The organism is Hwangdonia sp. (assembly GCF_048381975.1).
Lineage (GTDB): Bacteria > Bacteroidota > Bacteroidia > Flavobacteriales > Flavobacteriaceae > Hwangdonia > Hwangdonia seohaensis.
Window position 1 is genome coordinate 17,423 of sequence record NZ_JBLWYT010000005.1, and the last position, 23,008, is coordinate 40,430.

Below are 23,008 nucleotides of genomic sequence, written 5' to 3' on the forward strand. Positions count from 1 at the left end.
GTTAGGGTTTTACTTTTGCAAAAGTAGCTAAAATTTGTTGTTTTTGCAATTATTATATGTATAATCAAATTGAGTAATTCTTATAAATTCGCATAATATTCTTTTTGAATTATTAATAACTCAAAAAAAATGTCGATTTACTAAAAATAACTCAAAAAATCAAACAAATTAATACCAACGTCTTCTGAATAGCCCTAAAAGCGATTGTGGGTCTACCGTAAACTTAAATCTTATTTTTTGATCGTAGTGTGGTTGTCCAATTTCCCAACCAAGGTTGGAGTATATGGGGAAATAAATTTCGAAGTAATCGGTGACCAAATTAATTCTAATGCCGGAATCGTAAACAAATTTTGGATCATTAAATTTGTTTTTAACTAAGCCAATATCGCTGTAAACCAAAACATATTTCCAAAGTGTTGTGCTGGCATTTACCGTGCTAATCCACTGATTTGCAAAAGGTGTTTCCAATTTGGATTTAAAACCACCTTCGGCCGTAATGTATTGTTGGCTAAATATACCGCTGGCCTCAGAGCGCCCTAAATAATTGTAATCAAATAAATAATCGGTTGGTCTATCAAGTGCGAAACTAAAATAATCAGAAGTTATATCGGTTTTGTTGCTTAAAAAGGCACCGGTGTAAAAACGTAAATTTAACTGCCTGTTGCTTTCAAATAATTTTCGGTATTCGTAATTAAACGAAACTTTGCTAAATGTTTTGGCTATTTGTAAATCGGTAGACCATTTGCTGAAATTTATAAGATTGTCATTAGAGTTTAAATAATTAGCATTAAAAATATTGTAATTGGGTTCGGTGGTGTTTAAGATATTATTGACATCTTCATCGCGATTTATAGCCAAATACCTAAACTTTAGGCGTTGCCTTTTGTTTGAACGAAAATCGTCGTCATTTCTGAATAATAAGGTAACGGACGGAATTATTTTTCTAACAAACAAATCGTTGGCATACGATGAGTAGCCGCCACGAATACCGTAATTTATGGAATATAGATTGCTGTTTTGCAAATAGTGCGTTACCGATGCCGACGCCGAACCTGTTAGTGATTTTGATTTTAAAGCATACCGCGGTTGAATCCTGTAATTGAAATTTTTTCTGAGCAATGTGGTATTGTATGCCTTTACACCAAAAGTAAATCCGTCGTAAATGTTGTTAAACTCAGCCAAGGGCATAAAAAAGACTTGGTTGTAATTGGGGTCTTCAATATCCTTAAAAAGCCTAAATTGGAAGGGTTTATTGTTGAAGAAAAATCCTTTTAACGATTTCCAATTATCCCTTAAATTATGTTCGGGAATCACTTGATTGTAATTTAAAACCAACTTGTTGGCATCGTTTCGCGGTATGGTAAGGGTTTTGCTTTTGGTAACATTTTCTATCCAAGATTTTGAAATGATGCTGTCGTTATTCAAAGTATATAAAGAAATGGGCATGCTATTATTACGCTTATTCTTTATGGTCAAGGTAATTGAATCCTCCGTTCTATTAACGTTTTTAATTTTGAAATCAATTTTAGCACGCGTGTGTATGTAGTCAGTAAAAAACCAATCAATATTTTTCGTTGTTTGTGTTTTTAAATAAGCTTCAAAAGCTTTTGGCGATGTTTGTTTTAGCTTGTTTTGCTCTAAAAACGATTTTATAGTGGTTTCTAAAACATCGGCGTTAATAAAATCGTCAAGATATTTAAGACCAGCACCAGCTTTATATTTGTTTGCTATGCTGGAGTTGAATTTAAGCAAAGAGTCTTTGGCCATGGTTAACGGCTGGTCCCTGTTTGTTCTTGCCATCGTCATAAACGCAAAAATGTATTTATCATTAAAAGTCATGTTTGCGGCATGAAACGACCTAACGCCCCAAAAGTCGGCTAATGACCCCAGAAATTTCATGTTTGGATAATGGGCTTCTACATAATTCATTAAATAATAAATCTGTATGCCATCAAACAGCCATTGGTCTTTTCGTGGGTTTATTAGCAAGGTGTTTTCCAAATAATTGTGAATGGCAACTTTTAAGAGTTTTAATTCGTATTGAAAATGATTTGGATAAAGTTTAATAAAACTTGGCAGAAAATTTAAACCATAAATAGGATCTTTATTGTAATCAATATCGGTTAACAGTAGTTTTTCGTGCGGATAATCACCAAAATTATTCAAAAGGAATTTTGTAACTTTTTCTGTTATTAAAACCTTGTCTAAAACATCCAATTCACCATTTTTTATATTTGTTATCAATGACAATCCCTGAGTTTGAATTGTTTCAAAATCTGAAACTTTATTTAAAAACAACCGGTTGTCAACTCTATTATTTCCGCTTAGCGTAACTATTTGTTTTTTAGTATTTTGAACAACTTCACTTAAATTTAATTCTGAAGTGATGGTGTAGCCATTTGGGTAACTGATTTCTAAATTTAAATCGGCTTTTGGAATAAATAAATCATCTAAATTTTTATTGCTATAGTATTGCCATGCGCCATTATAAACAGCAGGTGTAATATACCAATACCTGAGGCTTAAATCGCCCAATTCTGATATCCCATAATTTGTAAACTTATCGTTTGGGATTTTTACGATATATTCCAAATGAATGGTATAAGATTCATTGGGTTTTAAAGGTGTTTTTAAGTCGACCTTAATAACATCTATTTGGTTTTTTAGCTGACTAAAATTTAAAGGTTCGCCATTTTGTTTTATTGAAGTGATAACCGAGTAACCTCGATCTTCATTTTTTGCCAAATGAAATTGATTGTTGTATTCTTCGGCAAAACGAATAGCAAGTGGTGTTTTTTTGGTGGAATAGCTATTGTTCCAATCGTTTAAATAAATGGATTGAAGTTCATCTGCCGAGGTATTTTTATATTGAATGGTTTGCGATATGGTAATTTTTCTGTTTTCAATATCAAAATCTGCTTTTAGGTCAATTTTATTTTGACCAAAAAGAGAGCTGCTTATAAAGACAAGCATTAAACAGAAAAACAAGCGTAACTTCAATTTATTTTATAACATTAATAAGGTTAATAATATAAGGCGTCGCAATATAATAAAATTATAGGGTTTGGATAGCGGTTAAGCCTTTAGGTTATAAGGTGTTTGGTGGCTAGAAATTGGGCTTTAAATCGGTTTCTTTATAAAAAGCGTCCAATATTTCAATTATTTCTTCTTCGGTATCTACTAAATGAATTAAGTCCAAGTCTTCAGCAGAAATATTATGAAATTTATCCAATAAGGTTGTTTTTATCCACTCTAAAATGCCCTCCCAAAATTCTGTGCTTACTAAAATAATAGGAAATTTTTCAATTTTGTGGGTTTGTATGAGTGTAATGGCTTCGAAAAGTTCATCTAAGGTACCAAAACCACCAGGCATAACCACAAAGCCTTGGGAGTATTTTACAAACATAACCTTGCGCACAAAGAAATAATCAAAATCCAAGCTTTTATCAGGGTCTATATACGGGTTATCGTGTTGCTCAAAAGGCAAATCAATATTTAATCCTACGGAAGTGCCACCGCCTAAATGTGCCCCTTTATTGCCTGCTTCCATAATGCCCGGGCCACCACCGGTTATAACACCGTAACCAGCTTCTACAATGCTTTTGGCAATGCTTTCTGCCAGTTTGTAATATTTATTGTCTGGTTTTGTTCGGGCAGACCCGAATATGGATATACATGGTCCAATTTTGCTAAGTTTTTCATAACCATTAACAAACTCGCCCATGATTTTAAAAATAGCCCATGAATCGTTAGTCTTAATTTCGTTCCAGCCTTTATGGTGTTTTTCTTTTCTCATATAATATTTATAGTTTGTTTTAAAATGCTTTTAAAAAGCCAAGTTGCAAGTTCGCAAATTTAATTGAAAATAGGAGATATAAGGAATATAAACATAAAAAAAGCAAACCATATGGTTTGCTTTTTTAAATCAGATAATATTTCTACAATGGTTTTCGACCAGAAATGATGTTGTACAGTATTGCGATAATTGCAATAACCAAAAGAATGTGAATTAAACTGCCTGTCCCTATTCCTTGAACAATACCAAAAAAGCCCAAAATCCAGACTATAATACAAATTACGGCCACTAGCCAAAGTAAACTTCTCATAATAATTGTTTTAGTGTTAGCAATTAAATATACAAAAAAGAAATTTGAGATTTAAAAAAGATGATAAATTCTAACTTTTTAAAATGAAAAACCTACTGTAATTCTTTTTTAAGAAACTTAGCCGTATAGCTTTTTTTATGTTTAATAATGTCTTCGGGTGACCCTTCAACAATGATTTGTCCGCCACCTTTTCCGCCTTCGTAGCCAATATCAATGATGTGATCAACTGTTTTAATAACATCTAAATTATGTTCAATTATCAAGACTGTATTGCCTTTGTTTACGAGTTTGTTGAGCACAATCATGAGTACTCTAATGTCTTCAAAATGAAGACCGGTAGTAGGTTCGTCTAAAATATAAAAGGTGTTACCCGTATCGCGTTTGCTTAATTCGGTAGCAAGTTTTATACGCTGTGCTTCGCCACCGGAAAGAGTTGTGCTTTGTTGCCCCAATGTGATATAGCCCAGGCCAACATCCTTTATGGTTTTAAGTTTTCTGCTAATTTTTGGGATATGCTCGAAAAATGAAACCGCTTCGTTAATCGTCATGTTTAAAACATCACTAATCGATTTTCCTTTGTAACGGATTTCCAAGGTTTCACGGTTAAAGCGTTTGCCCTGACAGGTTTCGCACTCGACATAAACATCGGGAAGAAAATTCATTTCTATCACTCGCAATCCACCGCCTTTACAAGTTTCACAACGTCCGCCAGCGACGTTAAAACTAAAACGACCCGCTTTGTAGCCACGAATCATCGCTTCGGGAATTTTAGCGTATAAGGCCCTAATTTCGCTAAACGTTCCGGTGTAGGTTACGGGATTGCTTCGCGGTGTTCGCCCAATTGGGGATTGGTTAATATCGATAACCTTATCAATATGTTCCAAGCCTTTAATGCTTTTATAGGGCATGGGTTTTTTAACGCCATTAAAGTAATGCGCATTTAAAATAGGGTAGAGCGTTTCGTTGATTAACGTCGATTTTCCACTACCGGAAACACCTGTAACGCCAATCATTTTCCCCAAAGGTAACTTAACCGAAACATTTTTCAAGTTATTCCCGGTACAGCCTTTAAGCTCTAAAAATTTACCATTTCCTTGTCTGCGCTTTTTGGGGATTTCAATTTCTTTGTTGCCGTTTAAATAATCGGCAGTAAGCGTATCGTGCGCTTTTAATTCGTCCGGATTTCCAATACTGATTATTTCGCCACCATATTTCCCTGCTTTTGGACCAATATCAATTACGTAATCCGATCGCTCAATCATATCCTTGTCGTGTTCAACCACTATGATGGAGTTCCCAATATCACGTAACGCGATTAATGAATTGATGAGTTTTTCGTTATCGCGCTGATGCAATCCTATACTTGGTTCGTCTAAAATATAGAGCACACCAACCAATTGTGAGCCTATTTGGGTAGCCAACCGAATGCGTTGTGCCTCGCCTCCTGAAAGTGATTTTGAGCTTCTATTTAAGGCTAAATAATCTAAGCCAACATCCAACAGAAATTGAAGTCGCGATTTAATTTCCTTGACAACTTCTTCGGCTATTTTTAATTGTTTTTCCGATAGGTGATTGTGCAAATCGTTAAACCAATCGGCTAATTCCACAATATCCTTATTGGCAAGTTCTGCTATGTTTTTATTGTTTATTTTGAAGTAAAGCGACTCTTTTTTCAATCGAGAACCTTCGCAAACTGGACATTTAATCTTATCCATATAATCTTTTGCCCAACGTTTTAGAGACCGCGATTCGGCCGTTTTGTATTGGTTTTCAATAAAGTTTGCAACACCTTCAAAATCTATTTTATAATCGCGAGTAACGCCCAAAGTTTTACTTTCAACTGAAAATTTTTCGTTGCCACCGTACAGAATCATGTGTTTGGCTTCTTCGGGAATAGTTTTAAAAGCGTCGGTTAATTTAAAGTCGAAACGTTGCGCAATGGTTTCAAATTGCTTGAAAATCCATGAGTTTTTTTCTGGGCCATGAGGCGCTAATGCACCGCTTTTTATGGACAGCGAATCGTCTGGAATAATTTTGCCTTCGTTAACTTGATACAGCTCCCCAATACCATTACAATTTGAACAGGCGCCTTTTGGCGAGTTGAAAGAAAAATTATTTGGCTCTGGATTTGGATATGAAATCCCGGATGATGGGCACATTAAATTTCGACTAAAATAGCGCGCTTCTTGAGTATCTTGGTCGATAACCAAAAGCACATCGTCGCCATGGTACATGGCCGTGTTTATGGTTTCGGTAAGTCGTTTGTCGTTATCTACGGTTTGGTCAATAACCAATCTGTCGATAACAATCTCAATATCGTGGGTTTTGTAACGATCGAGTTTCATGCCCTTAACAATATCCCGAATTTCGCCATCGGTTCGCACCTTTACAAAGCCTTGTTTGCCAATTTGCTCGAATAATTCGCGATAATGCCCTTTACGGGAACGTACAACCGGAGCGAGAATATTGATGCGTTTTCCGCTAAAATCACTAATGATGAGTTCTTTAATTTGCTCGTCGTTATAACTTACCATTTTGTCGCCCGTGTTGTAGCTATAGGCATCACTGGCACGCGCAAAAAGTAAGCGCAAAAAGTCGTAAATCTCGGTAATGGTGCCAACGGTAGAGCGTGGCGACTTGCTAGTTGTTTTTTGCTCTATGGCAATAACGGGGGATAGGCCATCAATTTTATCCACATCCGGTCGTTCCAGTCCTCCTAAAAATTGTCTGGCATAGGCCGAAAAGGTTTCAATGTAACGGCGTTGCCCTTCGGCATAAATGGTATCGAAAGCTAAAGATGATTTTCCGCTACCGGACAAACCCGTAATAACTACGAGTTGTTCACGTGGAATGGACACATCAATGTTTTTAAGATTGTGAACGCGTGCGCCTTTTACTTCAATAGATTCTTCGAAATTGGTCATAGAAATGCAAAGTTGCAAAGATACGATTTTAGATGTTAAAATCTTGTGAAGTTTTATTTAGAGTATTAAGATTTGGAATTAGATATTTGCCTTAATCCGAATACATAACTAAAAAAAAATTCTAATTTTTCATCTGTAATCGGGCGTTTACCAAATCACCAATTTTTATGCCTTGACCTATGCCCACTTCTACAGCAGCTCTATAGTGAATACCGCCATACATCCTACTTATAGCGGCTTCTTGAGCGGCGACATTAAAGGAAGGAAACGGACGGATTGGCAGGCCATAAGCAGTTTCTGTATCGTCTAAAAAGCTAAAATCGTCTCCAAAAATGGCTGTCAACACCGTTGATGCAGCACCGGAAACTACCGAATGTCCGCTCGTGTATTCCGGAAATGGCGGAGTTTGTAAAATGGGTTTCCAATCGTCGTCCCAATATTTGTTAATCAGCGTTTCGGGGCGCACCAAGTTACTTCGGTACTTTTCGTCCCAACAGCTAATAAAGGCATCGGCAATGGCTATAGAGGTTTTTGTATAGGCAAAAACGGTACGGTTAAAATCGGCATCTTCGGTTTTACAGGCAATTTTTGTGATACCAATCCAATGGGCGCCCGGAGTGATTTTTTTTACAGCAAACATTAAATGACCACGGGTTACCGAAACGTAGGGGTTGCAATCCCAAAATCGGGCTATTAATACTTCTTCGGATTCATCGCCATCTTCAGTTATTTTATTACTGATGTCGTAAACTTCCTTGAGTTCTTTATAGAAATTTGAATCTTCATCCATTGAAAATGGAGGTGGCGGAACCGGTCTGTACTGTGAAGCTGAATCTATAACAAACGGACGTATTTTGCCCCAATGTGGTTCTAAACCGTCCATATAAGCAGGTGGCGTGGGTTGCCAGCGCGCTTCGTTATTGGGGTCAAGGTCGAATTTGTTCATGGTTCGGGTTTGGTTGTAATTGTCGCCATTCAACCAATCTGTAATAAAGTTAGAGATCTGTAAAGCGTAGTTTTTTGATGCGTCAAACTCCGTTTTATTTTTAGTTTCCCAAATGTGGTATAAGCTATCACGAAAGGCTTCGATGCGTTGTTCGGAAAAAATCAACCGTTTACTAACTTCAATATGCGTCATTAATGCAGCTAATGGATAATTAATTGTTTTCGAATCGTCGGGCTTGGGAATGTCTTTTAAATGAGTAATCTGCCCTTTGAGCGACTGATATGTGCTATCGTTTTGAGCCATAATTTCGTAAGCCGCAATATTGGGGTAAGCAAATATTCGACTAGCCACGGGCGGTGAAAATATATCGTGTACCATAACTTCGATAACCTTATCTACCGAAGCATGAAAATGGTTGGGTGTTATGATTATAGGCTCTGCGCTGTCTTTGCACGAAGTAACGCATATACCCAATGAAAGCAGTAATACTGATACTTTTTTTAATTTCATATTTTATAAAAAGCTATTTTAAAAGTTGGTAAACCTGAGCCTTACTGTTATTGATTGTGACTAACAAATACGGTTTTTCATCCAAATGAATGATGTTTAAACCTTTTATGGCTTTATCGCTGAAATCGAGTCCTATTTTATTGCCTAAAACCATGTCATTTTCATTTTTAATGAGTGCACCCGGGAAGGCATCGAATTTACCATGAAAGGGTGTAACACCAAAATAATTTCCTGCAGCCAAAACTTCATCTTGTCCATCGGAATCAAAATCGTAACTTAAAAATGATGTTATGGGCGATACTTGCAATTCATTTTTAAAAGGCACGAACGTAAAGCGATTGTTTTCGTTTTTTAGGTAACCCGATTTAAGCTCGTCAACCTCCAAAACAGTGGCTTTTTCAAGATTTTTTTTACCTAAAATAGCCTCAATTGGTTGACCGGCAAAATCTTTGTAAGCCGTAAATATTTTATGCAATTTAACCAGTTGGCCCGCAAGTTCATCCAGACCCAATAGCGGATAATATGCGCCATTTCGGTATGTGCACAATATGGTTTCAGTGCGCCCGTTACCATCAAAATCGGCGTGATACATACGCATAGGGTGTTCGGGAGAAGCTTTAAATTTTGAGTTGGTGCCCCAATTTCCTAAAAGGTAATCTGTGTCGCCATCATTATCAATATCAAAAGGTATAATTTGTCGCCAAAGTCCATTTAAGCTAGAATCAATAAGCTGTTCTTCGGTAAAAACGCCATTATTGTTTTTAAAGAATTTTGGTGCCATCCATTCGCCAACAACAATTAAATCAACTTGACCATCATTATTATAGTCATCCCAAACGGCATCGGTAATCATTCCGGCTTTTTGTAGGGCTTCATTTTCAACTATTGAAAAATTGCCGTTTTCATTTTTTAAAATATAAGAATTGGGAATACTTCCAAAATCGTTTGACACGGCATTGCTCCCGATAAAAACATCCAAATCGCCATCATTATCAAAATCATTTGCAATTATTACCGAAGCATTTTCGTAAAATTCAGGAAACGTTTCACTTATAAAATCATTATTATTTTGTAAAAAGTAACTATCGAGCAGTGGTTTGGTTTTATTTGAATAATCGCCACCGCCAGATCCAATAATGATATCGTTTTTCCCATCGTTATTAAAATCGGCAATAATAGCCGCAACATCCTCTTTTATTGAATCGTTAGCCACAGTATTTATTCTTTTTTCGGCAAAGGCAGTATCGGTTTGAAAAAACACTTTCGATGCTTTTTGTTTTGAGCCGCCAAAATAAACATCTTCTTTTCCATCGTTATTTAAATCTCCAACGGCAACCGCTGGCCCTCGATCGGAAACGCGGTACGGAATAAGCTTCTGTCGGTTAAAATCGAGATATTTGTCTTCAACATGTGTAAAATCAATGCCTAAATTATCATCTAATTTTTTAAACAGTTTTTTTTGATTATTTAAAAGCGACTTGTAATCAAAAGGTGTTGTTCCGCTAGGTTTTATGGTTAAGGTCTGGTTCAACGCCACATTTTTAATGGTTTGGCTCGTTTTATTGGGCCATATTATTTTTAAGGAATCTATGTTTTTAATCGTATCAAAACCAAAATGAACAATGGGTTCGGACGAGGATTGAAAACCTCTAGCCGTGTATAGTTCTTTATACTGAAGTTTGCCCTGGTGATATGCGAAAACCTTGGTGCCAATACCAAAAGCGTTTGGGTTGGTATAATTAAATTTTATTTTGAGGTAATTGGTTTTGTTTATTGGCTGATTATTAGTTTGGTTAACGTAAAGCGAAACTTTTTCATTAAGATTACTTACCACAATATCCAAATCGCCATCGTTGTCCAAATCTGCCAAAGCGGTTGCCCCTGAGACCAATTTTTCATCGGGAATCCATTGATCGGAAACATCTTTGAACATTAAGTTTTCACTGCCTTTAAACATGTAATTGCCAACTTTTCCAGAAGGCATGGCGTCCAAAGCTTCCTGATTCATTAATTTGGAATCGTTTATATTGTTCTGGATTTTATCGTTTGAAAAGAAGTTGGTAAAATCTAAATCGTTGGGACGTTTTAAAATGCCGTTGGTTACAAAAATATCTTGCATTCCATCTTGGTTAAAATCTGCAAAAAGACAACTCCAGCTCCAATCGGTTGCGGCAACACCGCTTAACAATCCGGTTTCCAAATAGTTTGAATTTTGCTGATTTACATGCAGCATATTTCGTGTAAATTGATAATGATAACCAAACATAAGTTTTCTAACGTTTTGCGTTTGCACGTTATCATCGCCTTGCGAGGATTTTAAAACCACTTCGTCTTCGGGCAACATATCCAACGACATGAGGTCTGGCCAACCATCATGGTTTATATCTGCCGCATCATTTCCCATGGAAAACCTACTGGCATGCCCAAAATACTCTCTTAATTTCTCGGAAAAAGTACCATCGCCATTATTCAAATAATAGTAATCATCTTCATAAAAATCATTGCCAACATAAATATCTGGATAAGCATCCTGATTAAAATCGGCAATGCTAACACCTAAACCGTAACCGCTAATACTTCCAATAATACCGGTAATTTCGCTTACATCGGTAAAGGTCCCGCCATCATTTCGCAGCAGTTTATCGCCTGTTTTATCATTTCTTTTTTGGCGTATGCTAACCCCTTTGTACGAATCGTCAGTGTGTACCGCATGGTTTAAAAGATAGAGGTCTAAATCCCCATCTAAATCATAATCCAAAAACGCTGCAGAAGTGCTGTAAGATTGAAAATCGAGTTTGTACTGGGCTGCCTTTTCGGTAAAAGTTTCGTCGCCATTGTTAATGTAAAGTTCGTTATGCCCGTTAAAACCGTTTAAGCCCACAACCGCACAAACGTAGATATCTAAAAGACCGTCGCCATTAACATCGCCCATAATGGCACCTGTATTCCAAGAGCTGTTACCGCCAACATTGGCTTTATCCGTAATATCTTCAAACTGAAGGTTTCCTTTATTTAGGTATAGTTTGTTTTTTACTTGATTACCGGACAAGAAAATATCTTGTAAGCCATCATTGTTTATATCTCCAATGGCAACACCGCCGCCGTTGTAAAAATAGATGTAATCTAAAATGTTTAAATCGTTGGTTTCGGTAATGGTGTTTTTAAAGTTGAGTCCCGTATTTTGCGATGCGGAACTAATAAACAATGGGTCTTTTTTTTGATTACAGGATACCATTAGAAACCCTAGGAGTACTATTATTAACTTGAAATTATTCATTTAGGAAAAACATTATTTTAAAACCTTTGATTTGTTGTACTTGATACTGAATACTGCATAGCAAAAACATCGCAGCAATATACGTTTTTTGCTTGTAAATTTGAAGCTGCAGGGGTTTGGTTATTAAAAAACCAATGTTTATAAGTTAATGCCTTTGTTGGAATAAAATTCTATAAAATAGCGATTAGATTGTCCCTTTTACAACACCCATTTCAATACCAATAACCAGCAATTTATGGAATGTTGGTAATTGGGCGCCACTTTCGGTGGTCGTCCAATCGCTCCAAGTGGCTTCTAAACCATCAATTGGGAGAAGCGAAGTCCACATTTTAAAGCTTTTCGGTTTGCCGGCCTCATCAAACAGCCATAAATAAGAATCGCCAGGAGTTGTGCCACCAGTTGTGTAGGTTACCAAAAGAGCTTCTTCGTTGTTATCCAATTTTACCAATCTGCGTTCAACACCTTCGTCAAACACTTTGTATGGTGCAACAAGCCAAAACGAATCGTTGTTAAAAATCTTAATGGCTTCTTCTATTAACCCTTCCGCCATGTCGCCTTTCATTTTAAAACTATGTACATATACTTTGCTTAAGGCATAGTCTTGAAGGTTCAGATTAACGCGGTATTCTTTCCAAAACACATCACATCTGTTTTCGCTCTTTTTCCATTCAAAATGGTGCCGCTTTTTAAAAGTCCACTCTATATAATTGGTGTTTTTATAGGCTTCATAATTTAAGCTTTCCAGCATTTTATAAGCCAAAGCATCAGCTTTTTCGCCCTGAATCCCCGTTGGAAGATCTTCATTGTATTTAAAAAAGACGAAACCAAAAAACAAAATACTTGGTAGGGTGAGGAAAATAATAACCCCCGTAACTATTTTGAATATTTTTTTTGATTTTGATTTGGGCTTCACAACAATAAACCTTTGGTACCTAACTTTAAAAGAAAGATAATGAGATGACTAAATTATTAAATATAAGGGACTAAGTGAAGGGAAAATGTTAAAAACCGACAGCCGTATCATCTCCTCGACGATCTGCACCACCCTCTAACGTTTTGTCCTCTAAAACCATGATTCCGTCGACTTTACCAATTACGGGTGCATCTTTTTCGTTAATGATATATCCTAATTTTTTAAGCTGATGAATCAAATCTGCATCAAAAGCATGGGGTTCCATCCTAATTTCGTCAGGCAACCATTGGTGATGAAATCGAGGTGCATTTACCGCTTCTTGCATGGTCATATTAAATTCGTGTACATTTAAAATGGTTTGCAAAACGGAAGTTATAATAGTTGAACCTCCGGGAGTTCCCAAAGTCATAAATAATTCGCCGTTTTTTTCAACAATAGTCGGTGTCATCGAACTCAACATGCGTTTTTGCGGCGCTATGCTATTGGCTTCCCCACCAGTAACGCCAAACATATTGGGAACTCCGGGTTTGCTGCTAAAATCGTCCATTTCGTTGTTTAGGAAAAACCCAAGTTCGGCGGAATATAGTTTTGAACCAAACCCCGCATTTATAGTTGTTGTGGCGGCAATGGCATTGCCAAATTGATCGACAATAGAATAGTGGGTGGTTTCGTTGCTTTCGATAATTTGAATAGTGCCATGCGACACATCACTGGATTTTGTGGCTTTTTCAAATGAAAAATCATCCATTCTTTCGTTTAAATATACAGCATCAATTAAGGTGTTACTCGGAATGTTTACAAAGTCTGGGTCGCCCAAATAGAAGCTTCTATCGGCATAGGCACGACGTTCGGCTTCGGTAATCACTTGAATGGATTTTAATGAATTATGCCCAAACTCATGCAATGGATAAGGCTCAACCATTTTCATGATTTGCGCCAAACAAATCCCTCCGCTTGATGGCGGCGACATGGATATCACCTTTAAATCGTCGTAACCAAACGTAATTGGTGTGCGCCATTTAGCTTCGTATTTTGCTAAATCTTCTTCAGTAATAATGCCGCCATTTTCTTGAATGAAATTAGCCAATTTTTTGGCGGTTTCACCTTTGTAAAATTCGTCTCTGCCATTTTGTAAAATACGTTCCAAAGTATTTGCTAAAGCATTGTATTTTATGGTGTCGTTCTCTTTCCAAGGCTGTTCTAAAATAATGGAATCTTTATTTGCCTTTCTAAAATACGGCTGAAAATACTTAATTCTTTCTTCCTGTCTTTTGGTCACCACAACACCATTTCTGGCCAAATCTATTACGGGCTTTAAAATAGTTTCAATGGGTAACGAACCTAATTTTTCATGTACAGCAAATACACCGGCAACCGTACCAGGAACACCAACAGCCATAGCGCCCAAAGTGCTTTTTTCTGGAATTACATTACCATCGGCATCCAAGTACATGTCTTTTGTTGCGGCCAACGGTGCTTTTTCCCGGTAATCAATACTGCCAATTTCGCCATTATTTTTTCTGTACACCATAAAACCGCCACCGCCAATATTACCAGCATAGGGAAAGGAAACCGCCAAAGCTAATTCGGTAGCCACCATAGCATCAAAAGCATTACCGCCTTTTTTTAGAATATCGCTACCAATTTTGGAGGCTTCCACACGTGCGGAAACCACCATGGCTTTTTGGGTAATTAAACCTTTCTTTGAAGTTTTATCAGTTAACGATGCTCCGGATTTTTTACAAGAAATAATTAAAAATACAATCAGAAAAAGTGAGATAAAATGTTTCATATATTACTGTTTAGTTCTTTTAGTTTAAGTTTGGAAAATTCGATAAGTTCTTCAAAAAAAGAAGTGAATTCAGCTTCAAAATCGGTGTAAAACACTTCCAATTCATTTACGGCTTTATCCATTCCCGAACGGTTTTTTGTGCGCCTATTCATGCCTTCCAAAACCCTTTGAATACCTTCAACAGACGCATAATTTAGTAGCCAATTGTCAGCAATCATAAATGGCATCATTTTTTGAATGCGAATGGGCAGGATATGGTAATGTTCTTCCAGCGAATCGTAAAACGTATTAGCATAGTCTTCCAAAGGAATATCGGAATAACGACTCCAATTTTTTGCTAGAAAATGATCGTACAAAATATCGACAATAATACCCGAATAATGTCCGTATTTTTTGTGCAGCCGTTTAGTGCTTTTTCTAACCGTTTTGTGCGCATCGGTAAAGGTATCAATGTGGCGGTGCAATAAAATGCCAATTTGAATATCTTTGGCATACTTTTTATATTTTTTTCCTTTAATCCCATCTGCCATAAAGTTGCCAATGGTTACGAGGTCGTTTTCACCCGAAAGATAAATATGCGCTAAGTAATTCATTTGCGAAATTTACGAATTACGATTTAACATTTACCATTTTGTAATTGTATATTTGTATTTAATTTTAATAAAAAACGGGTAATGACATTAATAAAATCAATTTCAGGAATTCGAGGAACCATTGGCGGACAAGTAGGCGATAATTTAACACCTATTGATGCGGTTAAATTTGCATCGGCTTATGGCGTTTGGTTAAAACAGCAACGCAATAAAGAAAACTACCGTGTTGTGGTGGGCAGAGATGCGCGTATTTCCGGTGAAATGATTCAGAATTTAGTGATGAATACCTTGGTTGGTTTGGGCATTCATGTGATTGATTTAGGCTTATCGACAACCCCGACCGTTGAAATAGCCGTTCCTATGGAGCATGCCGATGGCGGTATTATTTTAACAGCAAGCCACAACCCAAAACAATGGAATGCTTTAAAGCTTTTAAATGATAAAGGTGAGTTTTTGGATGCTGTTGAAGGAGCGAAAATTTTAGAAATTGCCGAAAGTGACACTATGGAATTCTCCGATGTGGACAGCTTAGGGAAAATAACAAAAAACGATGCTTATATAGATTTGCATATTGATGAGGTTTTAAAGTTGCCGTTGGTAAACGCAAAAGCTATTGAAGCTGCCAATTTTAAAGTGGTTGTTGATGGCGTAAACTCTACAGGTGGTATTGCCATTCCGTTGCTTTTAGAGCGATTGGGCGTGCATACTGTTAAATTGTTTTGTGAGCCAACCGGCCATTTTCCTCACAATCCAGAACCTTTAAAAGAACACTTGGGGGATTTATCAAAAAAAGTAGTTGAAGAAAATGCGGATTTTGGAATTGTGGTAGACCCCGATGTGGACCGATTGGCCTTTATGGATGAAAACGGAAATATGTTTGGTGAAGAATATACGCTTGTGGCTTGTGCCGATTACGTGTTGAGTAAAACCCCAGGGAATACGGTAAGCAATATGAGCTCTACCCGAGCTTTACGCGATATTACCGAAAAATATGGAGGCACCTATGAAGCGAGTGCCGTTGGCGAAGTGAATGTGGTTAAGTTGATGAAAAAAAACAATGTGGTTATTGGTGGCGAAGGCAATGGTGGTATTATTTATCCTGACTCACACTACGGGCGCGATGCTTTGGTTGGAGTGGCTTTATTTTTAAGTTTACTGGCCGAAAGGAAAATAAGTGTGAGCGCATTGCGTAAAACCTATCCTAATTATTTTATGAGTAAAAAGAAAATACAGTTAACTCCAGGATTGGATGTTGACGGTATTTTAAAAACGATAGAAAGTCGATACCAAAACGAGCAATTAACCACTATTGATGGCGTAAAGATTGATTTTGCTGAAAGTTGGGCACACCTGCGCAAAAGCAACACCGAACCTATTATTAGAATTTATACCGAAGCAAAATCGCAAGAAGAAGCCGATGGATTAGCCGATAAATTTATTGAGGAGATTGGTGAGATCGCTAAAGGTTAGTCGATGAAATAATTAATCTTTCATTGCGTGCGTATCGCGCCTTTTGGAGCGATACGCAATCTGTATAAAAATCATTTTTAATTTAATAAGATTGCTGTGCCTCAAAAAAGCTCATCGTATCTTTTGATAAAAAACTATTGAGCCTTTTTCTCCCGATGCTTCCAGCGTTTATGCGTCCAAAAATAATATTCGGGCGCTTCGTAAATTTGCTTTTCAACTTCACGTAAAAACATATCGGTAAGTTGATAATTTTTGTAGTCTTTTGGGTGTTCGGCAAGCGTCATGATTTCAGCCTCATAAAAACCGCGTTTTACCTTGCTCACCTTCAAGTAAGCAATGGTTAAATCCAGTTTTTTTGCCAACCGTTCGGCACCAGTAAAACAGGGCACTTTTATACCCATAAATTCACCCCAATACACATCTTTGGTCAGTCGTGGCGACTGGTCGCTTAAAAATGCAATGGCGCTTTTTATACCTTTTTCTTCATTTTGATTAATAACACCAATAGTTTCTTTTGTACTAATTAATGTGGTGTTGTATTTAGAACGGATATTGCGTATCAACCCATCAAAATATTTATTAGCAAGTTTTTTATAAACGCCAAAGCCTTTGTAGCTTACATGGTTTTGAAGCTCCAAAGACCATTCCCAACTCGCATAATGCCCGTACATTAACAGGATGCTTTTATTTAAAGATTCTAAACGCTTAAATTCCTCTGGGTTTTTAATTTTGAAACGTTTTTTTAATGCCGTTTCCGAAATGCTCATCGTTTTTGCCATTTCCAAAAACATGTCGCATAAATGTTTGTAAAATGCCTTTCTAATCCGTTTTAATTCAGCTTCAGGTTTATTGGGGAAAACAAGCTTTAAATTATCGGTAACCACTTTTTTTCTGTAACCAATTACGTGATATAGTAAAATATAAACGCCATCGGAAAGTAAATAAAGCAACCTAAAAGGCAAGATGGAAATTAACCACAAAAACGGATAAACAAGAATATAAACTAGAAATTGCATTAATTAATTTTAGATTTGTAGCGGCAAAGATATATTAATTCATTTTAAAGATTTATGGGCAAAATAGATTTAATTACAATAATACTTATAGCAGCCAATGTTATTATATCGTATAAAGGATTTGGCGATTATGGCTTTTTTGAAAAATACAAGTTTAATGTTGGCGCGGTAAAACGAGGCGAACAAATAAGAATATTTAGTTCGGGGTTTTTACATGCCGATAATGCCCATTTGTTTTTTAATATGTTCACCCTGTTTTTTTTCGCAGATGTGGTTATCAATGCCATGGGTACATTTAGCTTTGTAATTGTTTATGTGGGGAGTTTGCTTTTGGGGAGTTTATTATCGCTTTATTTCCATAAAGACGAGTACCATTATAGCGCCGTTGGGGCGAGTGGTGCGGTTTCCGGTATTATTTATTCTGCTATTTTGTTGCAACCCGGAATGAGTTTGTACATGTTTTTTATACCTATCCCCATTCCGGCCTATCTTTTTGGTATTGGTTATTTGCTTTATTCCATTTACGGCATGAAAAACAGAATTGGTAATATCGGTCACGATGCCCATTTTGGCGGTGCTGTTGGCGGTTATATCATTACTTTAATACTAGCCCCATGGCTGTTTAAAACCAGTTTGTTAATGATTGGTTTATTGGCATTGCCCATAATTTTATTGTATGTTTTAAAGCGTATGGGGAAGATGTAATTACTGATTTTCCAACTTTGGACTTTGAAATTTGATAATTGGCATAGCTATTGAATTTATATAGTGAATATCATTACAGAATACTATTTAAATTCCTGATATTCAGATTGTTACTTTTATTTGTAAACCCCAAAAAATAAAAAGCAGTTTGTTTTAATGACAAATTGACTTAAATATATATATGAAGAAATCCAATTTTATAACACTAGACAGTTTGTCATTACAGGAATTTGATGAAAATTCAGAGTTAATTCCGTTAATGACACCCGAAGATGAAGAAGAAATAAATAATGAAGAATTGCCAGAAACGCTACCTATTCTTTCATTAAGAAATACCGTATTGTTTCCGGGGGTTGTTATCCCCATTACCGCTGGTCGAGATACCTCAATCAAGCTAATTAACGATGCCAACAAAGGCAGTAAAGTTATTGGTGTGGTGGCCCAAAAAGACGAATCGGTAGAAAACCCAACGGCTAAAGATATTTACGAAACAGGTACCGTAGCGAGAATCCTTCGTGTTTTAAAAATGCCCGATGGAAACGTAACGGTTATTATTCAAGGTAAAAAGCGTTTTAAAGTTGCCGAGGTTATTACCGAAAAACCGTATATGAATGCAACCATTCGAGATATGGCTGAGGCAAAACCCGCCTTAAATAACAAGGAGTTTTCGGCTATTATAGATTCTATTAAAGACTTGGCGCTGGAGATTATTAAGGAAAACCCGAACATCCCGAGCGAGGCGTCTTTCGCCATAAAAAATATTGAAAGCAATTCGTTTTTGATAAATTTTGTATCGTCTAACATGAATCTTTCTGTAGATGAAAAGCAAGCACTTTTAGAAATGAACAATCTAAAGGAACGTGCACTGGCAACGCTTAAGTTTATGAATGTTGAGTTTCAAAAATTGGAACTTAAAAACGATATCCAATCTAAGGTTCAGATGGATATGAGCCAACAGCAGCGTGAATATTTCTTACATCAGCAAATGAAAACCATTCAAGAGGAATTGGGCGGCGTTAGTCATGATGAAGAAGTAGAGGAGATGAAAGTACGTGCCAAGGAAAAGCAATGGGACGAGAAGGTGGCAAAGCATTTCAACAAGGAAATTGCCAAAATGCAACGCATGAATCCGCAAGTGGCCGAATATTCAATTCAACGCAATTATTTAGAGTTGTTTTTGGATTTACCTTGGAACGAATTTAGCAAAGACAAATTCGATTTAAAACGAGCTAAAAAAATTCTTGACCGCGATCATTTCGGATTGGAAGATGTTAAGCGACGCATCATAGAGTATTTGGCAGTTTTAAAATTGCGTAACGATATGAAATCGCCTATTCTCTGTTTATATGGGCCTCCGGGAGTTGGTAAAACATCTTTAGGGAAATCGATTGCCGAAGCTTTAGGGCGAGAATATGTTCGTATTTCTTTAGGTGGCTTACGAGACGAAGCTGAAATCCGCGGGCACCGTAAAACATATATTGGCGCGATGCCAGGGCGTATCATTCAAAGTTTAAAAAAGGCTGGTACATCAAACCCGGTTTTCGTTTTAGATGAAATTGATAAGCTGTCAAATTCGCATCAAGGCGACCCGTCTTCTGCCATGTTGGAAGTTTTAGATCCGGAGCAAAACAGCGAGTTTTACGATAATTTTTTAGAAATGGGCTACGACCTTTCTAAAGTCATGTTTATTGCAACCTCCAATAGTTTGTCTACCATTCAACCCGCTTTACGCGATAGAATGGAAATTATAAATGTTACGGGCTATACGATTGAAGAAAAAGTGGAAATCGCAAAACGTCATTTATTGCCAAAACAATTAAAAGAGCACGGTTTAACCGATAAGCATATGAAAATTGCGAAACCTCAATTGGAAAAAATTGTTGAAGGTTACACGCGCGAATCCGGTGTTCGTGGATTGGAAAAACAAATAGCGAAAATGGTACGATATGCCGCTAAAAACATCGCTATGGAAGCAGATTACAACATCAAAATTTCAAATGAAGATATTATTGAAGTTTTGGGCGGTCCGAAATTAGAGCGCGATAAATACGAAAACAATAATGTTGCTGGCGTGGTTACGGGCTTAGCGTGGACGAGCGTTGGGGGCGATATTCTGTTTATTGAGTCTATTTTATCCAAAGGAAAAGGGAATTTAAGCATTACCGGAAACCTTGGAAAAGTGATGAAAGAATCGGCAACCATAGCTATGGAATATATAAAATCCAATGCGGATGAATTTGGTATTGATGCCTCAATTTTCGACAAATACAACGTGCATATTCACGTGCCAGAAGGCGCTACTCCAAAAGATGGTCCAAGTGCGGGAATTACAATGCTAACCTCGTTGGTGTCGCTGTTCACCCAAAGAAAAGTGAAGAAAAGTTTAGCCATGACCGGCGAAATCACACTTCGTGGAAAAGTGCTTCCTGTTGGTGGCATTAAAGAGAAGATATTGGCTGCCAAACGCGCTCGTATTAAAGAAATTTTACTTTGCGAGGAAAACCGTCGCGATATTGAAGAAATCAAACCAGAGTATTTAAAAGGTTTAACCTTTCATTACGTATCCGATATGAGCGATGTTATTAAATTGGCGCTCACAAATCAAAAAGTAAAGAATCCAAAGAAATTATAATTTATTTTAAAGTCTAAAAACCTCGATTTTTTAAATCGAGGTTTTTTTATGTTTTAAAATAAAATACACATGCTATCGTTTTAAGATAGATTTGTTTACTTTGTGGCAGTAAACTACCTCGGTGAGAAAACACGGGGTTTTAAAGGTTTTTATTTTGATTTCGAGCTTAACCTCGGAGCATTCAAACCTCGATTATCGAGTAAATATGCTAAAGAAAATTATCACTGTTTTTTGCTTGTTTATAGGCAGCTTAACTTTTGCCCAAGTTGGAGGTGAGGCGACTTACCAATTTCTTAATTTGGTGTCCTCGCCACGTCAAGCAGCTTTAGGTGGTAAAGTATTGACTAACGTGGATTACGATGTTACCCAAGGCCTTTATAACCCAGCCACCATTAATGTTGCCATGGATAATCAATTAGCTGTTAATTACACCAGTTATTTAGGCGGAATTGGTTACGGCACTGCCGCTTATGCGTATACGGTTGATAGGCACACACAAACCTTTCACGCAGGCGTTACATATATAAATTATGGTTCCTTTGAAGGTTATGATGAAAACGGAAACCAAACCGGAAGCTTTACGGGTAACGAGGCGGCTCTATCTTTGGGTTATGCGTTGCAAATTGGCTATTCCGATTTTTATTTTGGCGGAAATTTAAAGCTGATAACTTCAAAATTAGAACAGTACAGTTCGTTTGGTGCGGCTGTGGATTTGGGATTATTATACATCAATGAAGATTTGGATTTTCATGCTGCCGTTGCCGTTAGAAACTTAGGAACCCAAATAACAACTTACGCGGGTTTAAACGAACCATTGCCTTTTGAAGTAGATTTTGGCATGTCGCAAACCTTGGAGCATGTGCCCATTCGTTGGCACGTAACCTTCGAGAACCTTCAAAATTGGCCCATTGCTAGACCAAATCCGGCGCGAACTACAAGTGATTTAAGTGGAAATCAATCCGACGAAAAAATTGGGTTTTTAGGGCAAGTGATTAGGCACACGATTTTGGGTGCAGAACTGTTTCCGGAAGGTGGATTTAACATCAGATTGGGTTATAATTTCAGAAGAGGCGAGGAGTTGCGAATTTTAGACCAGCGTAATTTTTCAGGCTTATCGGCAGGGATTTCAATTAAAATGAATAAAATGCGATTTAGTTACACCCATGCCAAATACACCAGTGCCGCTAATTCCAATTTTTTTGGTTTGCAAATCGATTTACAATAAAATCAGTATTCAGTAAACAGTCGCAGTATTCAGTTTCACTCAAACGTATGTTTTCATTTATAAATAATTAAAGTGCATTGTGCTTTTCATTTTTGAACACTTTAAGTATTTTTGCTGCATCAAAAAAGAATATTATTTTCCAGTGACTTTAGGCATTTTAAGTACTTTAGGCACTTTTAACTTTAAATATGTCAAAAATCACCATTTCCATTGATGGCTTTTCTTCAACCGGAAAAAGTACCGTTGCAAAACAAATCGCCAAACATTTGGGGTATGTTTATGTGGATACGGGTGCCATGTATAGGGCCGTTACCTTTTATGCCATGCAAAATGGTTTAATTGGTGAGGATGATTTTAATATTAAAGCCCTTATAAATCGATTGCCAAAAATTGATATTAATTTTAAATTCAATGAAACTTTGGGTTTTGCCGAAGTGTATTTGAATGATAAAAATGTTGAAAAACAAATACGCACTTTAGAGGTTTCAAGCTTTGTTAGTAAAGTAGCTGCGATATCCGAAGTTCGGCAAAAATTAGTAGAACAACAGAAGAAAATGGGGAAAGATAAAGGCGTGGTTATGGACGGGCGCGACATTGGTACCGTTGTTTTTCCCGATGCGGAGCTTAAAATATTTATGACGGCTTCGGCCGAAACCAGAGCCCAAAGGCGTTATGAAGAGCTTTTGGAACGCGGCGACCATGTTGATTACCATGCGGTTTTAGAGAATGTAAAAGAGCGTGATTACATAGATTCCAATAGAGAAGATTCGCCTTTGGTAAAAGCTGATGATGCCGTAGAAATCAATAATTCAAATATGTCATTACAGGAACAATTTGATAAGATTTTGCAACTCGTTCAAATGACTTTGAAGGATTGTGAATAATTTTTTGTCATAATA

15 protein-coding genes are annotated in these 23,008 nt (G+C 36.9%); 5 read left to right on the forward strand and 10 right to left on the reverse strand.

Translation table 11 applies throughout. The features are described 5' to 3' along the window. Nucleotides 1-168 precede the first annotated feature (168 nt). From ACN5J7_RS10165 to ACN5J7_RS10205, 9 genes are all read right to left on the reverse strand, one after another. A complete protein-coding gene (locus ACN5J7_RS10165; protein WP_418603796.1) occupies nt 169-2,973 on the reverse strand; it encodes a metalloprotease in 2,805 nt (934 codons plus the stop codon). A gap of 133 nt (nt 2,974-3,106) precedes the next feature. Further along, nucleotides 3,107-3,796 carry a TIGR00730 family Rossman fold protein gene (locus tag ACN5J7_RS10170; protein ID WP_311938564.1) on the reverse strand — a complete coding sequence of 230 codons (690 nt, stop codon included), beginning with the start codon at nt 3,794-3,796 and terminating at the stop codon, nt 3,107-3,109. 142 nt (nt 3,797-3,938) lie between these two features. Beyond that, on the reverse strand, nt 3,939-4,106 hold the full coding sequence (locus ACN5J7_RS10175) for a lmo0937 family membrane protein (RefSeq protein WP_311938561.1): 168 nt from the start codon (nt 4,104-4,106) through the stop codon (nt 3,939-3,941). Nucleotides 4,107-4,198: 92 nt separating this feature from the next. Continuing rightward, nucleotides 4,199-7,030, reverse strand: coding sequence for an excinuclease ABC subunit UvrA (gene uvrA, locus ACN5J7_RS10180; RefSeq protein ID WP_418603797.1), 2,832 nt, complete (start codon nt 7,028-7,030; stop codon nt 4,199-4,201). A gap of 121 nt (nt 7,031-7,151) precedes the next feature. Then, nucleotides 7,152-8,486, reverse strand: a complete 1,335-nt coding sequence (locus ACN5J7_RS10185; protein ID WP_418603798.1) for a vanadium-dependent haloperoxidase — start codon at nt 8,484-8,486, stop codon at nt 7,152-7,154. Nucleotides 8,487-8,499: 13 nt separating this feature from the next. Beyond that, nucleotides 8,500-11,763 (reverse strand): VCBS repeat-containing protein, encoded by a 3,264-nt coding sequence (locus tag ACN5J7_RS10190; RefSeq protein WP_418603799.1) that lies wholly within the window; start codon nt 11,761-11,763, stop codon nt 8,500-8,502. Between the two features lie 184 nt (nt 11,764-11,947). Further along, nucleotides 11,948-12,676 carry a hypothetical protein gene (locus ACN5J7_RS10195; protein WP_418603800.1) on the reverse strand — a complete coding sequence of 243 codons (729 nt, stop codon included), beginning with the start codon at nt 12,674-12,676 and terminating at the stop codon, nt 11,948-11,950. Between the two features lie 88 nt (nt 12,677-12,764). Beyond that, a complete protein-coding gene (gene ggt / locus ACN5J7_RS10200; protein WP_418603801.1) occupies nt 12,765-14,468 on the reverse strand; it encodes a gamma-glutamyltransferase in 1,704 nt (567 codons plus the stop codon). After that, nucleotides 14,465-15,061, reverse strand: coding sequence for an ACP phosphodiesterase (locus ACN5J7_RS10205; RefSeq protein ID WP_418603802.1), 597 nt, complete (start codon nt 15,059-15,061; stop codon nt 14,465-14,467). The genes ggt and ACN5J7_RS10205 overlap by 4 nt, the downstream gene beginning before the upstream one ends. Before the next feature lie 81 nt (nt 15,062-15,142). Between ACN5J7_RS10205 and glmM the strand changes: the two genes are divergently transcribed. Then, the gene (gene glmM, locus ACN5J7_RS10210) at nt 15,143-16,531 is read left to right on the forward strand and encodes a phosphoglucosamine mutase (protein ID WP_418603803.1); all 1,389 of its coding nucleotides are present in this window, start codon (nt 15,143-15,145) and stop codon (nt 16,529-16,531) included. Nucleotides 16,532-16,665: 134 nt separating this feature from the next. Here glmM and ACN5J7_RS10215 read toward each other — a convergent pair whose 3' ends face one another. Then, nucleotides 16,666-17,547 (reverse strand): lysophospholipid acyltransferase family protein, encoded by an 882-nt coding sequence (locus ACN5J7_RS10215; RefSeq protein WP_418603804.1) that lies wholly within the window; start codon nt 17,545-17,547, stop codon nt 16,666-16,668. 54 nt (nt 17,548-17,601) lie between these two features. Between ACN5J7_RS10215 and ACN5J7_RS10220 the strand changes: the two genes are divergently transcribed. The 4 genes from ACN5J7_RS10220 (at nt 17,602) to cmk (ending at nt 22,993) form a co-directional block, all read left to right on the forward strand. Continuing rightward, nucleotides 17,602-18,252 carry a rhomboid family intramembrane serine protease gene (locus ACN5J7_RS10220; RefSeq protein ID WP_418603805.1) on the forward strand — a complete coding sequence of 217 codons (651 nt, stop codon included), beginning with the start codon at nt 17,602-17,604 and terminating at the stop codon, nt 18,250-18,252. Between the two features lie 181 nt (nt 18,253-18,433). Then, nucleotides 18,434-20,884: an endopeptidase La gene (gene lon / locus ACN5J7_RS10225; protein ID WP_418603806.1), complete on the forward strand. Its 2,451-nt coding sequence runs from the start codon at nt 18,434-18,436 to the stop codon at nt 20,882-20,884. A 205-nt stretch (nt 20,885-21,089) separates the two neighbouring features. After that, complete coding sequence (gene porQ / locus ACN5J7_RS10230; RefSeq protein WP_418603807.1) at nt 21,090-22,109, forward strand: type IX secretion system protein PorQ; 1,020 nt, start codon at nt 21,090-21,092, stop codon at nt 22,107-22,109. 188 nt (nt 22,110-22,297) lie between these two features. Further along, nucleotides 22,298-22,993: a (d)CMP kinase gene (cmk, locus tag ACN5J7_RS10235; RefSeq protein WP_418603808.1), complete on the forward strand. Its 696-nt coding sequence runs from the start codon at nt 22,298-22,300 to the stop codon at nt 22,991-22,993. Nucleotides 22,994-23,008 lie beyond the last annotated feature (15 nt).

Coding starts and splice junctions, on each gene's coding strand:
- ggt (WP_418603801.1), bottom strand. CDS start 14,468: ATGAAACATTTTATCTCACTTTTTCTGATTGTATTTTTAATTATTTCT.
- ACN5J7_RS10205 (WP_418603802.1), bottom strand. CDS start 15,061: ATGAATTACTTAGCGCATATTTATCTTTCGGGTGAAAACGACCTCGTA.
- ACN5J7_RS10165 (WP_418603796.1), bottom strand. CDS start 2,973: ATGCTTGTCTTTATAAGCAGCTCTCTTTTTGGTCAAAATAAAATTGAC.
- ACN5J7_RS10175 (WP_311938561.1), bottom strand. CDS start 4,106: ATGAGAAGTTTACTTTGGCTAGTGGCCGTAATTTGTATTATAGTCTGG.
- ACN5J7_RS10185 (WP_418603798.1), bottom strand. CDS start 8,486: ATGAAATTAAAAAAAGTATCAGTATTACTGCTTTCATTGGGTATATGC.
- lon (WP_418603806.1), top strand. CDS start 18,434: ATGAAGAAATCCAATTTTATAACACTAGACAGTTTGTCATTACAGGAA.
- cmk (WP_418603808.1), top strand. CDS start 22,298: ATGTCAAAAATCACCATTTCCATTGATGGCTTTTCTTCAACCGGAAAA.
- ACN5J7_RS10215 (WP_418603804.1), bottom strand. CDS start 17,547: ATGCAATTTCTAGTTTATATTCTTGTTTATCCGTTTTTGTGGTTAATT.
- ACN5J7_RS10220 (WP_418603805.1), top strand. CDS start 17,602: ATGGGCAAAATAGATTTAATTACAATAATACTTATAGCAGCCAATGTT.
- ACN5J7_RS10170 (WP_311938564.1), bottom strand. CDS start 3,796: ATGAGAAAAGAAAAACACCATAAAGGCTGGAACGAAATTAAGACTAAC.
- glmM (WP_418603803.1), top strand. CDS start 15,143: ATGACATTAATAAAATCAATTTCAGGAATTCGAGGAACCATTGGCGGA.
- uvrA (WP_418603797.1), bottom strand. CDS start 7,030: ATGACCAATTTCGAAGAATCTATTGAAGTAAAAGGCGCACGCGTTCAC.
- ACN5J7_RS10190 (WP_418603799.1), bottom strand. CDS start 11,763: ATGAATAATTTCAAGTTAATAATAGTACTCCTAGGGTTTCTAATGGTA.
- porQ (WP_418603807.1), top strand. CDS start 21,090: ATGCTAAAGAAAATTATCACTGTTTTTTGCTTGTTTATAGGCAGCTTA.